The sequence below is a fragment of the Rhodococcus jostii RHA1 genome (assembly GCF_000014565.1).
GTDB classification, from domain to species: domain Bacteria; phylum Actinomycetota; class Actinomycetes; order Mycobacteriales; family Mycobacteriaceae; genus Rhodococcus_F; species Rhodococcus_F jostii_A.
The window spans coordinates 1,731,239-1,745,581 of sequence record NC_008268.1 but is presented as its reverse complement, the minus strand read 5'-3'; the positions used below and the strand labels follow the sequence as shown (position 1 = coordinate 1,745,581).

Genomic DNA, 14,343 nt, shown 5'->3' with positions numbered 1-14,343 from the left:
GGACGCTTCCCGGCCGGAATCTGTTAGGAAGGACCCATGGCCGATCGCACCGGGGACATCGACGCAACTGATCGGGATGCCTGTCAGGCTTTCGAGGACGTCGTCGCGCTCCTGAACTATCCGATGTTCGTGGTGACCACACGGTCGGAAGACGAGATGTCGGGGTGCCTCGTCGGGTTCGCGTCGCAGGTCAGCATCAATCCGCCGCGCTTCCTGGTCGGACTGTCCAACAAGAATCACACCTTCTCGGTGGCCTCGCACGCGGAGCGTCTGGCGGTGCATATCCTGACCCGTGACCACGTCGCGCTCGCGACGCTCTTCGGCGCGCAAACCGGGGACGAGATCGACAAGTTCGCCCGATGCGACTGGCATCCCGGCCCGCACGGGCTGCCGATCCTGGACGATTCACCCGCATGGTTCAGCGGCCGAATCCTCGAACGACTCGAACTCGGTGACCACGTCGCGTTCCTCCTCGCCCCGGAGACCGGATCCGCCCCGGACGACCTCGGGCAGTTGGTCACCTTCTCCGACGTGCGCGACCTCGAACCCGGGCACGAGGCGTGATGCCGCAGATGCGCAAGCTGAGCAGCGGTGCCGACGAGGTGTCGGCGGAAGAGTTCTACCGCGACCCGCCGGACGGGGTACGGGTGAACATGGTTGCCAGCCTGGACGGTGCGGCGGCGTTCGGCGGACGCGTCCGGCCGCTGTCCGACCCGGTGGATCACCAACTTCTGCGTGCGATGCGTGCGTATGCCGACGTGGTTCTGGTCGGGGCCGGCACCGTCCGCGCCGAAACGTACGGACCGGTGCAGCTGACGGAGGAACAGGCTCGGTATCGACTCGAACGGTGGGGACTCGACGCACCACCGCCGATCGCCGTCGTGACACGAACGGGCAACGTTCCGCCGGATTCGCCATTGTTCGCCGGTGGTGTCAGGCCGATCGTCGTCACCACCCGACGGGTGGCAGAAACGCGCGGGGCAGCACTCGGGGAGTCGGCGGACATCGTCGTGGCGGGTGACGACAGCGTCGAGATGCCTGCCCTCATGGCCGCTCTGCGGGACCGCGGGTTCGGCCGAATCCTGTGCGAGGGCGGCCCCACCCTCCTCCACGATCTCGTCACACACGATCTGGTGGACGAGATGTGCCTGACCCTCGCCCCGCGATTGGCCGGTCCGCAAACACTGCCCGCATCGTCTGGCCCGACAGTGCAAGCGCCGCGCACACTTTCACTCGAGCATGCTCTGATCAACGACGACTTTCTCTACCTGCGCTACGGCCGGGGAACGCAGCGCGGCTGACACTGCCGTCAGTCCAGGACCGTGAAGAACGAATCGCCGTCCTCCGCGGACCCGTCGATCTGCCCCCGGTCGGTGCGCGAGTCCTGCACGATGACGCCCTCGACCACGTCGGCATGCTTGTTTCCGAACACCGGAATGTCGATGTCCTCGTCGTCGATGACACGGTCGACGTCCTCGGTCAGCTGGTCGTCGGGGAGATCCTCCAACGACACCTCGCTCTGCTCCTCGAGCATCACGTCGGGCTCTTCCTCCGACAACTTCTCGTCGAGGGACTCACCCTCCCGCTCCTCGCGCGCCGTGGTGCCGAACTTGTCGGCTTCACTCCACCCATCGGGCGGATCGACGACGTCGTCGCCGTCGTTGTTGCGCACGTCGTCGGAGTCCAGGCTCTCGCTGGGGCTCAGCGTGTCACCGGGCCCGTCTTCGATACTCATACGCATCAAATGCCCAGATCAGGCTTCGTTGAAACTTCGATCGATCGAGGTCAGGCGACGGCCGGAGCGCCCCGCAGCGCCTCGAGCGCCGCGATCTGCGCCGGCGACCACGGCGCCGAGTTCGCCCGGCTCGAATCGAGGTGCACGAGTACGACGGTCAGCTCCGCGGCCTGCACGCCGTCCTGGTGGACCGTGATCAGGAAGGTCAGGGAGGTGGTGCCGATCCGGTCCAGGGTGACGACGACGTCCGCGTCACCGGTGAACAGTTCGCGTCCGAAGTTGCTGACGACGTTCACCACGGCGGTCTGCGTGACCGGGTCGAGCAGGTCGCCGCACGCCTCGACGAGCGCCCGCTTCCACGCCGCGCCCGCCGCCTCGTGCGCGCAGTAGAACGGCACATGGCGGCTCACGGACGCCGGCGCGTCCGGCGTGGCGTTGTTCCGCAGGGCAATCGTGTAACGAGGCATGGATCGGACATTACCCAGACGCCGGCGGGCCGGCATTCTCAGGGGACTACTCGAACAACCCGCGGAGGTCGTCGGCGTCGAGACTGGAGCTGAGCAGGGAGTCGGCGTCCATCACGCTCGCGAACAGCGCCGACTTCTTCGCCTTCAGCGCCATCACCTTGTCTTCGATCGTGTCCTTCGCGATCAGCCGATACACCATCACGTTCCGGGTCTGCCCGATGCGATGCGCCCGGTCCACGGCCTGAGCCTCCGTCGCCGGGTTCCACCACGGGTCGAGGATGAAGCAGTAATCGGCCTCCGTGAGGTTCAGCCCGAAGCCGCCCGCCTTGAGGCTGATCAGGAACACCGGGGCGGCGCCCTCCTTGAACTCGCGGAGCACGTCGCCGCGACGCCGGGTGCTGCCGTCGAGGTAGCTGTGCGCGATCCCGGCGTCCGCGAGCCGGTCGCGGATCTTGCCGAGGAACCCGGTGAACTGGCTGAAAACGAGCGCCCGGTGACCGCCCGCGACGACGTCGGCGAGCTGCTCGAGCAGGGCGTCCACCTTCGCGGACGGAACGTCGTGATACTCGGCGTCCACTAGTCCGGCGTCGAGGCTCAGCTGCCGAAGCAGGGTGAGCGACTGCAGGATCGTGAAGCGGTTCTTGTCGACGTCGGCGAGCAGGCCGAGGATCTTCTGCCGCTCACGCTGCAGGTGGGTGTCGTAGACCTTGCGGTGCCGCGGGTGCAGTTCGACGTCGAGCACCTGCTCCTGCTTGGCCGGAAGATCCTTCACCACTTGCTCTTTGGTGCGGCGCAGCATCAGCGGCTTCACCCGGCGGCGCAGCTGCGCCAGAAGTTCGGTGTCGCCCTGCTTCTCGATCGGCTTGCGGTAGTAGTCGGTGAACCGGGCCGGATTCGGGAACAGGCCCGGGGCGGTGATCGACAGCAGCGACCACAGCTCCATCAGGTTGTTCTCCATCGGCGTGCCGGTGATCGCCAGCTTGAACGGCGTCTCCAGCCGGCGAACGCACTGGTAGATCTTGGACTGATGGTTCTTGGTGAACTGCGCCTCGTCGAGGATCATCCCCGACCACGCGGACTCCGCGTAGGCCTCGAACTCCAAACGGAACAGGGTGTACGACGTGACGACGATGTCGGCGCCCTCGACCAGTTCGTCGAACGGGACGCGCCGCCGGGATCGGGTGTCGGAGATCGCGACGACGGTCGCGTCCGGAGCGAAGCGGGCCGATTCGGACTCCCAGTTCGACACGACGCTGGTGGGGGCGATGATGAGGAACGGCGGCGCGGCCGGATTCGACTGCCGCGCATGGCAGATCAACGCCAGCGCCTGCAGTGTCTTGCCGAGCCCCATGTCGTCGGCGAGGATGCCGCCCAGCCCGTGCTCCCACAGGAAGGCCAGCCAGCGGAACCCCTCCAGCTGATACGGACGCAGCTGGGCGTCCAGCGTGCTCGGGGCTTCCGCGGGCCCGATGTTGGTGGGCGCGAGCAGGCCGTCCACCTGCTGCCGCCACTGCGTCGCCTGACGTTCGACGGTGCCGAGCGCGGCGAACTCGTCCCACAGGCTCGCCTGGAAACGGCTCAGCCGCAACGTCCCGTCCGCGCGGTCGCGGAGGGCCCGCGCCTCGTCGATCAGCTTCCGCAGCGTGTGGAGTTCGGGTTTGTCGAGGGAGAAGTAGGCGCCGTCGGGCAGCAGCAACTCGGTCTTCCCCGCGGCCAGCGCCGAGAAGACCTGGTCGAACGGCACGTCCCGGCCCTCCACTGTGAGGGTGACGCCGAGATCGAACCAGTCGGTGCCGCCCTCGGATGCGGTGACGGACACCCCGATGGCCAGGGAATCGCCGGCCTCCCGGTAGTCGGCGGGTTCGCCCGAAACGTCGATCGACACGTCGGACTTGCCGTGGAGCAGGGGCAGGACCTCGGTGGTGAACCGCATCGTGTCGAGTCCGCGCAGCGCCGTCGCTTCCGGACCGCCCGACCCCAACCTGTATCTGTCCCAGGCGATGTCGAGCTCCCCGAGCAGTGCGCGCTCGCGGGCGTCGTCCCGGTACTCGTCGCCGGGGGTCCGGGCAGTCAGCGGCGCACGGTGCTCGTTGTCCCCGACGGTGTACAGCCATTCCCAGTCGACGGCGACCTCGTGGTCGGGGAGATACGACGCCCGCATCACCAGGGTGGGCTCGGAGATCGCGGGTGGGACGAACGAGCCGTCCGAGGAGATGACCGTGGCCAGGTTGCGGAGCTTCGGCAGGAAGTCCGTCAGGAAACGGGACTCTTCGGCGGCGGGAACCTCGATGGGTGTGCGGCGGCGCACCAGATCCTGTAAGGGGCCGGGCACGACGGAGTCGAGGCGCGCGAGGTGAATGCGCTCGTCCGCGTCGACGTAGAACAGGCCGTGGGCCCGGACGCCGATGAAGCCGACGGTCACTGCGTCGACAGGTTCGCCGTCGACGCGGACCACCGGCCGCACGACGAGAGCGCCGGTGGCGTCGTCGCGGGTGGCGTCGAGGCAGACCTCCGCCGAGCGGTAGGGGGCGAGTGCGCCCCGACGCTTGGAGGAGTGGATGAGCTCCACACCGACCCGGGCGGCCTCGTCGAGCAGCGACCACAGCTGGCGGCTGGGGAAGACGCTGAGATCGAGATCGGTGTGGTTCTGGCGGCGGTAGGTCAGACCGTTGACGGACAGCAGGTGAATCTCGTGCAGCACCCGGATCTGCTCGGCGGGGTGCTGGAACTGGCTGCCCAGCTTGTTCCACGCCAGCCCGCCGACGATCCAGCCCTTACTCCCCGGCTGGACGGGCCGCACCAGCAACTGGGGTGCCGCGGCGGCGGCCGACGCCTGGGCCCGGAACTGGACGGCGAGCGGCGAACGCCTGCCGGAGTCGCCGAACGGATCGGCGGTGAGCAGGGAACCGAGCCAGCGTTCCCAGGTGGGCGCGACTGCCGCCTGGGCCTCGGACCTCGCCTGTTTCATCGCGGTGATCAGCAGGGCGGCGACGTGCTTGCAGTTCATGCCGACCGGACACGTGCAGATCCCGTACCGGTACACGGTGCGGCCGCTGCTGGAGACGATGAACGCCGACGCGGAGTACGGTTCCGTCGCCGTGCCCGCCACCTCGCCCCACAGCTCCTTGGCCGCCGGATCCCACGACATCTCGATGACCGCGTGGTCGCGGGCATACTGCTCGCCGCGGGTGTACGTGGTGGTGCCGAGGACCGCCTTGATCGACGCCACGTCGATGTCGCGCAAGTCCCCGGGAAGCATGGCAACAGGGTAGTCAACTCATCCGACACGGTCGCGGGGTGCGGCGACTCCCACCCCAGGGTTCCTTGTTCCGCACCTCGCCCGATCGGAGACTTCGGAGCGTCGGGGGAAACCCATGGATCGGAGAGAACATCATGGCCGAGATGGTCGAAACACACCGGAAACATCGCACTGGTGGAGTCGCGCGAACACTGATCACCGTGTACGGCACGCTCGTGTACGTCACGTTCCTGATCGTGTTCCTGTACGCGATCGGATGGGTCGAGGGACTCGTGGTGCCCCACACGATCAACGACGGCCCCGACGCTCCCGTCGCGGTCGCCGTGGTCATCGACGTGGTGCTGCTGACGGTCTTCGCCATGCAGCATTCGGTGATGGCCCGGCCCTGGTTCAAGAAACGCTGGACCAGGATCGTCCCCGAACCGATGGAGCGCTCGACATACGTACTGTTCGCCACGGCCGCGCTGGCGCTGCTGATGTGGCAATGGCGTCCGCTACCCGAGCAGATCTGGGACGTGGAGACCGACTGGGTCCGCGTCGTGATCTACGTTGTGTCGCTCGGCGGGTGGGCCCTCGTGCTGGCGGCGACATTCGCCATCGACCACTTCGACCTGTTCGGGCTGCGCCAGGTGCTGCGGAACCAGAGCGGAAAGTCGGCTCTGCCCAGTCACTTTCGGACCCCTGTGCTGTACCGGGTGATCCGGCACCCGCTCTATGCCGGTTTCATCATCGCGTTCTGGGTGGCGCCTACGATGACCTGGGGCCGGTTGTTGTTCGCCGTCGGGACCACCGGCTTCATCCTGGTGGCGGTGCGCTTCGAGGAGCACGACCTGGTCGACACGTTCGGCGACGACTACCGCACCTACCGCTCACGGGTGCCGATGCTCGTCCCGAGGGTCGGCTCGCGAGGGCGCTAGCGTCACAGACCCCCGGCGACGTCGATGGTCGTGGCGGTGACGTAGGACGCCTGGTGGGACAGGGCCCACAGCACCGCTTCGGCGATCTCCTCGGGTTCCGCGACCCGGCCGAGTGGCACCTTCCCGGCCACTCGCCCGGGTCGTCCGGGGTCGCCGGCAGCGGCATGGATGTCGGTGTCCGTCGTACCGGGAGCGACGCCGACGACGCGGATGTTCGCGCTCGCCAGTTCCCGCCCGAGTCCCACCGTGAAACTGTCGACGGCCGCCTTGGAGGCCGCGTACCCGACGTATTCGCCCGGTGCGCCGGTGCGGGCCGCGATCGAACTGAGATTGACGATGACGCCGGGGCGCCCTGTTCGGATCCAGTGCTCGGCGGCCGCGCGGGCGTAGGCCATCGCCCCGAAGACGTTGACGTCAAACACCTCCCGCACCACTGCGTCCGGGGTGGTGAGGAACGTGCCGAGCGCGCCGGTGGTCCCCGCGTTGTTGACCAACGCGACCAGCTGACCGCGTTGGTCGGCCGCATCGACGACGGCGACGGCCTCATCCGCGTCGCGGACGTCTGCCCGCACCGCGGTGGCGCGGACACCGCACTGGTGGACGAGTTGCTCGGCGGCCTCGTCGTCGTTCTGGAACGTGAACGTCACCTGATAGCCGCGGTGCACGGCGAGGCGCACCACCGCTGCGCCGATGCCGCGGGATCCACCGGTGACGAGGATGTGTTCGGACACGATACGAGCGTATCCGGGCGATCAAATGCGGACCAAAGCTGACCGCTATCGGTTCTACGGTGAGTGAACCGATTCGCCGACGCAGGAGGACCGCATGACCGTCGATCCGATTCCCGAGGGCTACACCACCGTCACACCGTGGATCATCTCCCGCGACACCGCCGCGCTCATCGACTACGTGAAGGCGGCGTTCGACGGCGAGGAACTCGGACGGATGGTGGGCGAGGACGGCACCATCGGGCACGCCGAGGTGAGGATCGGGAACGCCGTCGTGATGATGTTCGATGCCCGACCCGACTGGCCGCCGACGCCCGGGTTCCTCCGCCTCTACGTCGACGACGCGGAGGCGGTGCTCGCGCAGGCCGTCGCGGCCGGCGGCACGCTGGTGACGAAGGCGACGCACCTGTTCTGGGGCGACCTCGTGGGACGCGTCCGCGACCCGTTCGGCACCCTCTGGTGGGTCCAGACCCACATCGAGGACGTCGAGGGGGCGGAGATGACCAGGCGCATGAGTGACCCGACGTTCACCGCCGCAATGGATTACGTGCAGAGCGCCGACTTCTTTCCCGGACGATAGCCCGGGTCAGCGTTTCGGACTGCCGAACGTGATGCTCGGCGCCGTCACGGTGAGGGACGCGATCCGGACCGCGACGCCGGACGGCTTCGGCGGCTCGGCGTCGATGATCGTGGGGTGATAGTCGATCTGCTCGGGCGACGGACGGGCCGGCGCGAACACGCTCCGGACGACCCCGATCGGCGTGCGGGCGATCGCGTCGGCCGACTGCTGGATCTGTTCGAGCGTCCGGAACACCGTGTCGAAATTGTCGGACTGCTGGGTGGTGCTCACCGCCTCGACCACCGGCCGCATCGTCCGCAACAGGAACACGACCTCCTCGAGCAGTTCCTCGGTGAGCCGGAGGATGTGGAACGACGTCTTCGCGACCTCGATCGGCACGGTCACCGCACATACGGCGACGCGGACCGGCCCCTCGGCAGCCGAGGCCGCCCTCCGGACGGTGCGCTCGACGGGGGACGGCACGAAACGGGAAACGAAGATCACCAGTCGACCCCCTCGCGGCGCGGCGTCCTTATCTGTGCCGGGGAGGTTACCGCGCACACGCTCGCCGCGCAGGACGAGCGGGGCGGCGTCAACCCGGCAGCAGGGCTCGCACGGCGTCGATGGTGTCGGCTTCGGCGGCAGTCTTGTCGGGGCGGTAGCGCAGGACGCGCGCGAATCGCAGCGCGAGGCCGCCGGGGTAACGCGTGCTGACCTGGACGCCGTCGAGTTCGATCTCCACGACGAGGTCGGGGTGCAGGTACACGGTGTGATCGTCGCGGTCGCGTTCGTGGCGCGGGAATTCGTCCGTCTGCCACTGCAGTAGCGCGTCGGTGAGGCCCTTGAACGTCTTGCCCACCATGATGGGTTCGCCGCCGTCCGGGTCGCGTGCGCCGAGGTGCAGGTTGGACAGGTAGCCGGTGCGTCGCCCGTAACCCCATTCGGCGCCGAGCACCACCAGATCGAGCGTGTGCTCCGGTTTCACCTTCTGCCAGGCGCGGCCGCGTCGTCCCGCCGCATACGGCGCGGCGAGCGATTTGACCATCACCCCTTCGTGCCCGGCGGCAAGGGCGTCGTCGAAATGGGTTGCGGCGCCGTCGCTGTCGGGGCGGATCAGCCCGGGGATGCGGTGTTGCGGGGCAACGCGTTCCAGGGCCGCCAGCCGCTCCTCCAGCGGCGCGTCCAGAAGGTCGACGCCGTCGAGGTGCAGGCAGTCGAAGAAGTAGGGGTGCAGCAGCAGGTCGCGGGCGGACTCGGCGCCGAAGCGGCTCATCGTCTCCTGGAACGGTCGGGGCCGGCCGCTGTCGGTGAGCGCCAGTGTCTCCCCGTCGAACACCGCCGACGTGCAGGGCAGGCCGGCGACGAGTTCGACGAGTTCCGGCACGCTGCCGGTGATCTCACGCAGGGTGCGGGTGAAGACGTGCACGTCGTCGCCGTTGCGGTGCACCTGGATGCGCGCGCCGTCGAGTTTGTATTCGACGCTGACGTCGCCGCCGAGTTCGGTCCACGCGTCGGTGAGTGATTCGGCGGGGGAGGCCAGCATGGGCCGGACCGGACGACCGACCTCCAGCCGGAACGCGGTGAGGGCGTCGACGCCGCCGTCGAACGCCGCGACCGCCGTCGCGGGAAGGCGTCCCGACAGCATGAACGCCCGGCGCACCGGTTCGACGGGAAGGTCGGCGGCCGCCGCGATCGCGTCGGTCATCACCCCCTCGAGCGCACCCTGGCGAAGGTCGCCGGTGAGCAGTCGCAGCAGGAAGTCCCGCTCGTCGGCGGTGGTGCGGGCGAAGAGGTCCGCGAGCAGTTTGCGTCGGCGGGCGGCGGATCCGGAACCGGAGATCCCGGCGACGGCGGTGACGGTCCCGTCGAGGTCCGACACCGTCACGGCCGGGACGTCGGCCGGGGTGGCGGGAATGTCGCCGAGTGTCCGCCAGCCGATCCCGATCCGGCCCTGCCGAAGCTCCCCGGACAACCACGCCACCACCGGTTCCACCTCGGCCGGCTCCAGTTGGATGAGGACCTCGCGCAGCGCCCCGACCTTCACCTTGCGCGACCGCGTGGCCCCCACGTCCCGGGACGTCGCGACGATCTGCGAGAACAGCACACCCCGACGGTAACCGGAACGTCCCGCAGGCGGTCAGAATCCGCCTGATCGTAACGCTGGGCGGACCGGGCCGTCGTTCCTAGGCTATCGACGATGAGCACCCCACGTCGCCGGCCGCTGAAGACGGTCACGGGAGTCAGCGGCGCCGTGAGCACCTATGCCGCTGCCATCGATCCGCAGCAGTCGACCGTCGCGTCGTCGATCGAGATCGCGAAGATCGCCGAGGCGAACAAGTTCGACGCGCCGCGAGACCACCACGTTCCACCACCGTTCACGCTGAGTGTTGTTTAGTGCACTCGGCATGAGTGTCCGGGTTACCCCGGCCACGTTCACCACTGTGTGGTGTTCCCGCAGCGATACCGTCAGCCCGCCGAGTGGCGGGTCTTATGGTTGGTTTCTGTCGGGCTTCTTTTACGTCTCGTCCGCAACTCGCCGAAGACGCACAACCGTCAACAACCGCTGCGAGGGCAGCAAGGTTGAGGGCAGCGTTGTGATCACGATCAGCGCGGTAACCGCACGCATCGCAGGTGAACACCCGAACCTTCAAAGGCAGTTTGGTTTTCACTACCTGACAGTTCGAGCAGGTCTTACTCGACGGATACCAACGATCCGCCACATGCAGTCCGGTGCCGGTCCACTCGGTCTTGTAGGCCAGTTGTCGCCGGATCTCGGCGAGCCCCGCATCATGTAGGGCCCGATTCAGCCCGCGTTTGTAGGCGCCACCGGATCGGGTCATTCCCGCGATGTTGAGACCTTCGACAACGACGGTATCGAAGTCCCGCACCAACCGAGTGGTGAGTTTGTGCAGGTGATCGCAGCGTCCGGCGGCGATGCGGGTGTGCACTGCCCGGATCTGGTCCTGGGTGCGCTGCCACCGCCGGGAGGGCTGTTGACCTGTGCGACGATCCGGGCCGACCCGCCGCGATGCGCGGTGCTCCAGACGACGAAGTTTTTTCGCCTGCTTCCGTGCATGTTTCGGATTCTCGATCATCTCCCCAGTCGAGAGAACAGCGAGGTGTTTGACCCCCACATCGACTCCGACTAACCAACCGCCCACACCACGATCGGCGACCGCGGCGGCACCGGTGGGTGGGAGTGCCCTGGCGGGGAGCGTGGTCTCGACGGAGAACGACACCTGCCACCGGCCCCGACGGTACGACAGGGTCGCCGACCGGATCCGAGCCGACCCGGCGATCGTCTTGCGGGCCAGTTTGCGGGTGGATTCACACGTCCGGATCGCCCCGATCCGAGGCAACTTCACATGACGGCGGTCACCGCCGTCGGTGACCAAACCGAAAGCATCCGTAGTGAACCGGCAGGAGAGCGCCGCCCGTTTGCTCTTGAATCGGGGAAACCCCATCGAGCCTTTACGTTTCCCGGACCGAGTATCGGACCAGTTCGACAGGGCTGCAGCACAGTTCGCGATCCCGGAACTGTAGGCCTCCTTCGAGTTCTCCGGCCACCACGGCTGCCTGGTCTCAGGGTTGACAGCGATGTCGTCTTTGACGGTGTTCCAGTGTTTGCGCAGGCTGTACGCCGACCATGACATCGCCGGGGTCAGCTCCGCCTCGGGAACACCGTAGGAGCGTTCCGCCGCCCGTTGGTCGAGGTTCGCTTTCACCTGCGACAGTGCCCAGTTGTAGGCGAAGCGCTGCGCCCCACAGTGCGACCGCAGTGCCTCGACCTGTTCCGGCGTGGGATCGAGGACGTACACGAACGCCCGGATCACCTTTCGGGACGGATCCGGCGCAGCGATGTCGGCAGTCCGATCCGCGAATACCGCGGTGGCCCTCATGGGCGCCACGGCGGCGGCAGCACGGCGACGGGCACTGCGCTACCCGTACAGGCGGGCGCACACAGCGACTTCATCACCCCGGTCATCTCCCGCACCAGATCATCAACCACCCCCATCGTCGGCCAACACGAGCAGGGTACGACCTTGCGCCGACAAAGTAGGTAACCCGTACAACCTCGCGCGGCTGTTCGGCACCCTCGACCACGTCAGCAACGGTCGCGCCGCCTGGAACGCCGTCACGTCGTCACTCAGCGAGGAGAACTACAGCGACCGCGACCTGCCGAGCCCTGAGGAACGCTACGCCCGCGCCACGGAATCCCTCGAGGTGATCAACGCCTTGTTCGACAGTTGGCAACCCGGAGCGCTCACTTCCGACGGTGCCGGGGGAACCACGCTCGACGCCGATCGAGTGCGCCCGATCGACCACGCGGGCACGTACTTCACGGTGAAGGGCCCGTTGAACATCCCGCCGCTGCCGCAGCGTCGTCCCGTGCAGTTCCAGGCCGGCCAATCCGCGGCCGGCGTCGAATTCGGGGCCCGGTTCGCGGAGGTCGTGTTCACGTCGCTGCCGACCCTCGTGGACGCCGTCACCTACACCAAGAGCATCCGGGCGCGGGCCGCCGAACTGGGCCGCGCCGACGGGCTGCCGCTGATCATGAGCTCCTTCCACGCCACCTACGGCGCGTCCGAGGAAGAAGTGCGCCGGCTGGTGCGGGAACAGGAGGAGGCGACGGACCTCGACGCCGGCCGGATCCGGCTGGAGGACATGCTCGGTGGCGACGTCGACCTGTCCGGGCTGCCGCTCGACAAGCCGATCCCGGCCGGCGTCCTGCCCGACGTCCGGTCGGTGAACCGCCGCCGGGGCCGGGTCGAAATCTTCAGCCGGCTCGCCGCGTCCGGGCGGACCCTGCGCGAACTGATCATCGCGTCCAAGGACACCGGCCACTGGGCGGTCGCGGGAACACCCGAACAACTCGCCGACGCCGTCCAGGAGCGCTACGACGCCGGTGTCCTCGACGTCATCTCCCTCGGCGGGCTCGCCGAGGAACGAAGCCGGGACTTCGTCGTCAACGGGCTGCTGCCCGAACTACGGCGTCGCGGAATCGTCGGCAACGACTACGCGGGCGACACGTTCCGGGACAATCTGGAACTACCCCCGCTGCCCGCTCGGGACTGACATCAGTTCTCCACCTCTATGCCGTCCACGACGACCCGCACGCGGTCGGGGTAGAACGACACGTGGTCGTCGATGCCCGACGCCTCCGCGGTGGTGAACGGGTAGAACCAGGCGGCGTCCACGACGGGGTCGGAGCCGTCCGCCCCGGTGAACGACAGATACGACGCCGTCCCCTTGTACGGGCAGGACGTCCTGGTGTCGGAGGCGGTGAAGAACTCGGACCGCACGTCGATGCGGGGCACGTAGTAGCGCACCGGCAGCGACGTCTCGAACAGCAGCCGCGGGCGGACGGTGTCGGCGACGAGCGTGTCGCCGACGAACACCTCGACGTGCCGGGACGACGGCAGCACGTCGACGCGGACATACGGGTCGCGGGCGTGGACGAACACCTGCTGATCCTCCTCGTACCAGGCGTCCATCCTGTGCCAGTAGAACGCGACGTACGGGCTGAGGTCGAGGGAATCCTCCAGTTTGGCGTCGTAACCCCACACGGATTGCTCCGCGCGACGGTCGCCGACGACGAGATCCCAGTACCGGGCCTTGCCCTTCCATGGGCAGGTCGTGGTCGCGTCGACGGGCTCGAGGAGGTCGAAGTTCACGTCGTCGCGGGGAATGTAATAGACGGGCAGGTGACCCTTCTCGAACAGGTACACCGAACGGGTGGTGTCGGCGACCGCCTGACCGCCGAAGAACACCCGGATGCGCTTGTGATTGGGTTCGATCGAGATGCGGCCGTTCTCCGCGAACTGCTGAGTGGCGGCGGCATGCGTGAGAGCTGTGGACATCACTCCATGGTGCGCCTTCGGCGCCCCGTGCGGGGTTAAGGAGGCTCTGGACTCGTTAACCACGCACGGGTGCGGAGCGCCGCGACACCGGCGGTCACGACCCACACCGTGAACGGATAGAGGGCCAGGCGTTCGGTGATGCCGAACGGCGCGCCGGGGAGGAGGATCGCCGCCATCCCGACGACCCCGACGAGGCAGCAGAGACCGGTCCAGAGCGCGAAGACGCGCCATCGCCGGTGGAGCGCGATCGCGATGACGATCATCGCGGCGTTGCGCGCGACGAACGTCGGGGTCGCGACCAGTTGGTGCAGGTGAGCGTCAACGTTGACGGGCACGACGCCCGTCAGTGATGCGCTGACGGAGGCCAGTGCGAGCAACGTCAACGCCACCCGGCGCACGCGTCCCGGCGGGAGGAACTCGCGCAGACCCACGGCCCCCGCGACGATGAGCACCCCGGTCATCACGAAGGCGCTGTTGATCACAGTGTGCAGAGGCGAACACAGTCGCGCGGCCGCGACCTGGGCCGCGGAGCCGTCGCAACCCGTGACGCCCAGATTGCTGACCGAGTTGGTCCGCACCTCGTACGGCCGCGGCCAGGCGCGCGCGGTCACGACCTCCGCGAGGAAATACAGGGCGATGAGCACCCAGGCCGTGGCTCCGACCCGCACAGCCAACAGTCGCTGGGCGGGTGAAGGCGTTCGCACGACGCTCACCCCTCCGAACCGTACCCGGCTCACCGAGAGGATTGTTGACAATCTTCGGGAGCGGCTCGACCATGTAGCCATGGCCCCGCTGACGAGAATTCCGGTAGCTGACT

15 protein-coding genes are annotated in these 14,343 nt (G+C 67.8%); 6 read left to right on the top strand and 9 right to left on the bottom strand.

Annotation, left to right across the window (positions count from 1 at the left end; all coding sequences use genetic code 11):
- Window positions 1–36: 36 nt before the first annotated feature.
- The gene (locus RHA1_RS08050; RefSeq protein WP_011594599.1) at window positions 37–564 is read left to right on the top strand and encodes a flavin reductase family protein; all 528 of its coding nucleotides are present in this window, start codon (window positions 37–39) and stop codon (window positions 562–564) included.
- On the top strand, window positions 564–1,301 hold the full coding sequence (locus RHA1_RS08045) for a pyrimidine reductase family protein (protein ID WP_011594598.1): 738 nt from the start codon (window positions 564–566) through the stop codon (window positions 1,299–1,301). Before RHA1_RS08050 ends, RHA1_RS08045 begins: the two co-directional genes overlap by 1 nt.
- 8 nt (window positions 1,302–1,309) lie before the next feature.
- Here RHA1_RS08045 and RHA1_RS08040 read toward each other — a convergent pair whose 3' ends face one another.
- The 3 genes from RHA1_RS08040 to RHA1_RS08030 are packed head-to-tail and all read right to left on the bottom strand — an operon-like array spanning window position 1,310 to window position 5,461.
- Window positions 1,310–1,741 (bottom strand): hypothetical protein, encoded by a 432-nt coding sequence (locus RHA1_RS08040; protein WP_011594597.1) that lies wholly within the window; start codon window positions 1,739–1,741, stop codon window positions 1,310–1,312.
- 44 nt (window positions 1,742–1,785) lie between these two features.
- Window positions 1,786–2,202: an acyl-CoA thioesterase gene (locus RHA1_RS08035; protein WP_011594596.1), complete on the bottom strand. Its 417-nt coding sequence runs from the start codon at window positions 2,200–2,202 to the stop codon at window positions 1,786–1,788.
- 46 nt (window positions 2,203–2,248) lie between these two features.
- Window positions 2,249–5,461, bottom strand: a complete 3,213-nt coding sequence (locus tag RHA1_RS08030; RefSeq protein WP_011594595.1) for a DEAD/DEAH box helicase — start codon at window positions 5,459–5,461, stop codon at window positions 2,249–2,251.
- A gap of 134 nt (window positions 5,462–5,595) precedes the next feature.
- Between RHA1_RS08030 and mddA the strand changes: the two genes are divergently transcribed.
- Complete coding sequence (gene mddA, locus RHA1_RS08025; RefSeq protein ID WP_011594594.1) at window positions 5,596–6,378, top strand: methanethiol S-methyltransferase; 783 nt, start codon at window positions 5,596–5,598, stop codon at window positions 6,376–6,378.
- A 2-nt stretch (window positions 6,379–6,380) separates the two neighbouring features.
- Here mddA and RHA1_RS08020 read toward each other — a convergent pair whose 3' ends face one another.
- The gene (locus tag RHA1_RS08020; protein WP_011594593.1) at window positions 6,381–7,109 is read right to left on the bottom strand and encodes an SDR family oxidoreductase; all 729 of its coding nucleotides are present in this window, start codon (window positions 7,107–7,109) and stop codon (window positions 6,381–6,383) included.
- Between the two features lie 94 nt (window positions 7,110–7,203).
- Here RHA1_RS08020 and RHA1_RS08015 point away from each other — a divergent pair, with 94 nt between their 5' ends.
- A complete protein-coding gene (locus tag RHA1_RS08015) occupies window positions 7,204–7,686 on the top strand; it encodes a VOC family protein (RefSeq protein ID WP_011594592.1) in 483 nt (160 codons plus the stop codon).
- Window positions 7,687–7,692: 6 nt separating this feature from the next.
- On the opposite strand, the gene RHA1_RS08010 is transcribed toward RHA1_RS08015, so the two are convergent.
- Window positions 7,693–8,169: a hypothetical protein gene (locus RHA1_RS08010; protein ID WP_011594591.1), complete on the bottom strand. Its 477-nt coding sequence runs from the start codon at window positions 8,167–8,169 to the stop codon at window positions 7,693–7,695.
- Between the two features lie 88 nt (window positions 8,170–8,257).
- Window positions 8,258–9,769 (bottom strand): ATP-dependent DNA ligase, encoded by a 1,512-nt coding sequence (locus tag RHA1_RS08005; RefSeq protein WP_011594590.1) that lies wholly within the window; start codon window positions 9,767–9,769, stop codon window positions 8,258–8,260.
- 93 nt (window positions 9,770–9,862) lie between these two features.
- Here RHA1_RS08005 and RHA1_RS08000 point away from each other — a divergent pair, with 93 nt between their 5' ends.
- Window positions 9,863–10,060, top strand: coding sequence for a hypothetical protein (locus tag RHA1_RS08000; protein ID WP_011594589.1), 198 nt, complete (start codon window positions 9,863–9,865; stop codon window positions 10,058–10,060).
- Here RHA1_RS08000 and tnpB read toward each other — a convergent pair.
- The gene (gene tnpB / locus RHA1_RS07995) at window positions 10,041–11,483 is read right to left on the bottom strand and encodes an IS607 family element RNA-guided endonuclease TnpB (protein WP_202800447.1); all 1,443 of its coding nucleotides are present in this window, start codon (window positions 11,481–11,483) and stop codon (window positions 10,041–10,043) included. The genes RHA1_RS08000 and tnpB overlap by 20 nt on opposite strands.
- A 40-nt stretch (window positions 11,484–11,523) precedes the next feature.
- Here tnpB and RHA1_RS07990 point away from each other — a divergent pair, with 40 nt between their 5' ends.
- A complete protein-coding gene (locus tag RHA1_RS07990; protein ID WP_237726853.1) occupies window positions 11,524–12,741 on the top strand; it encodes an LLM class flavin-dependent oxidoreductase in 1,218 nt (405 codons plus the stop codon).
- Window positions 12,742–12,743: 2 nt separating this feature from the next.
- Here the strand turns inward: RHA1_RS07990 and RHA1_RS07985 are convergent, their stop codons facing one another.
- Window positions 12,744–13,526 (bottom strand): DUF427 domain-containing protein, encoded by a 783-nt coding sequence (locus tag RHA1_RS07985; RefSeq protein WP_011594586.1) that lies wholly within the window; start codon window positions 13,524–13,526, stop codon window positions 12,744–12,746.
- A gap of 35 nt (window positions 13,527–13,561) precedes the next feature.
- Window positions 13,562–14,311, bottom strand: a complete 750-nt coding sequence (locus RHA1_RS07980; RefSeq protein WP_011594585.1) for a DUF998 domain-containing protein — start codon at window positions 14,309–14,311, stop codon at window positions 13,562–13,564.
- Between the last annotated feature and the right edge of the window lie 32 nt (window positions 14,312–14,343).

Excerpts from the sequence above, each read along its gene's own strand:
- RHA1_RS08050 (WP_011594599.1), top strand. The coding sequence starts at position 37 with ATGGCCGATCGCACCGGGGACATCGACGCAACTGATCGGGATGCCTGT.
- RHA1_RS08045 (WP_011594598.1), top strand. The coding sequence starts at position 564 with ATGCCGCAGATGCGCAAGCTGAGCAGCGGTGCCGACGAGGTGTCGGCG.
- RHA1_RS08040 (WP_011594597.1), bottom strand. The coding sequence starts at position 1,741 with ATGCGTATGAGTATCGAAGACGGGCCCGGTGACACGCTGAGCCCCAGC.
- RHA1_RS08035 (WP_011594596.1), bottom strand. The coding sequence starts at position 2,202 with ATGCCTCGTTACACGATTGCCCTGCGGAACAACGCCACGCCGGACGCG.
- RHA1_RS08030 (WP_011594595.1), bottom strand. The coding sequence starts at position 5,461 with ATGCTTCCCGGGGACTTGCGCGACATCGACGTGGCGTCGATCAAGGCG.
- mddA (WP_011594594.1), top strand. The coding sequence starts at position 5,596 with ATGGCCGAGATGGTCGAAACACACCGGAAACATCGCACTGGTGGAGTC.
- RHA1_RS08015 (WP_011594592.1), top strand. The coding sequence starts at position 7,204 with ATGACCGTCGATCCGATTCCCGAGGGCTACACCACCGTCACACCGTGG.
- RHA1_RS08000 (WP_011594589.1), top strand. The coding sequence starts at position 9,863 with ATGAGCACCCCACGTCGCCGGCCGCTGAAGACGGTCACGGGAGTCAGC.
- RHA1_RS07990 (WP_237726853.1), top strand. The coding sequence starts at position 11,524 with ATGTCGGCAGTCCGATCCGCGAATACCGCGGTGGCCCTCATGGGCGCC.
- RHA1_RS07985 (WP_011594586.1), bottom strand. The coding sequence starts at position 13,526 with ATGTCCACAGCTCTCACGCATGCCGCCGCCACTCAGCAGTTCGCGGAG.
- RHA1_RS07980 (WP_011594585.1), bottom strand. The coding sequence starts at position 14,311 with ATGGCTACATGGTCGAGCCGCTCCCGAAGATTGTCAACAATCCTCTCG.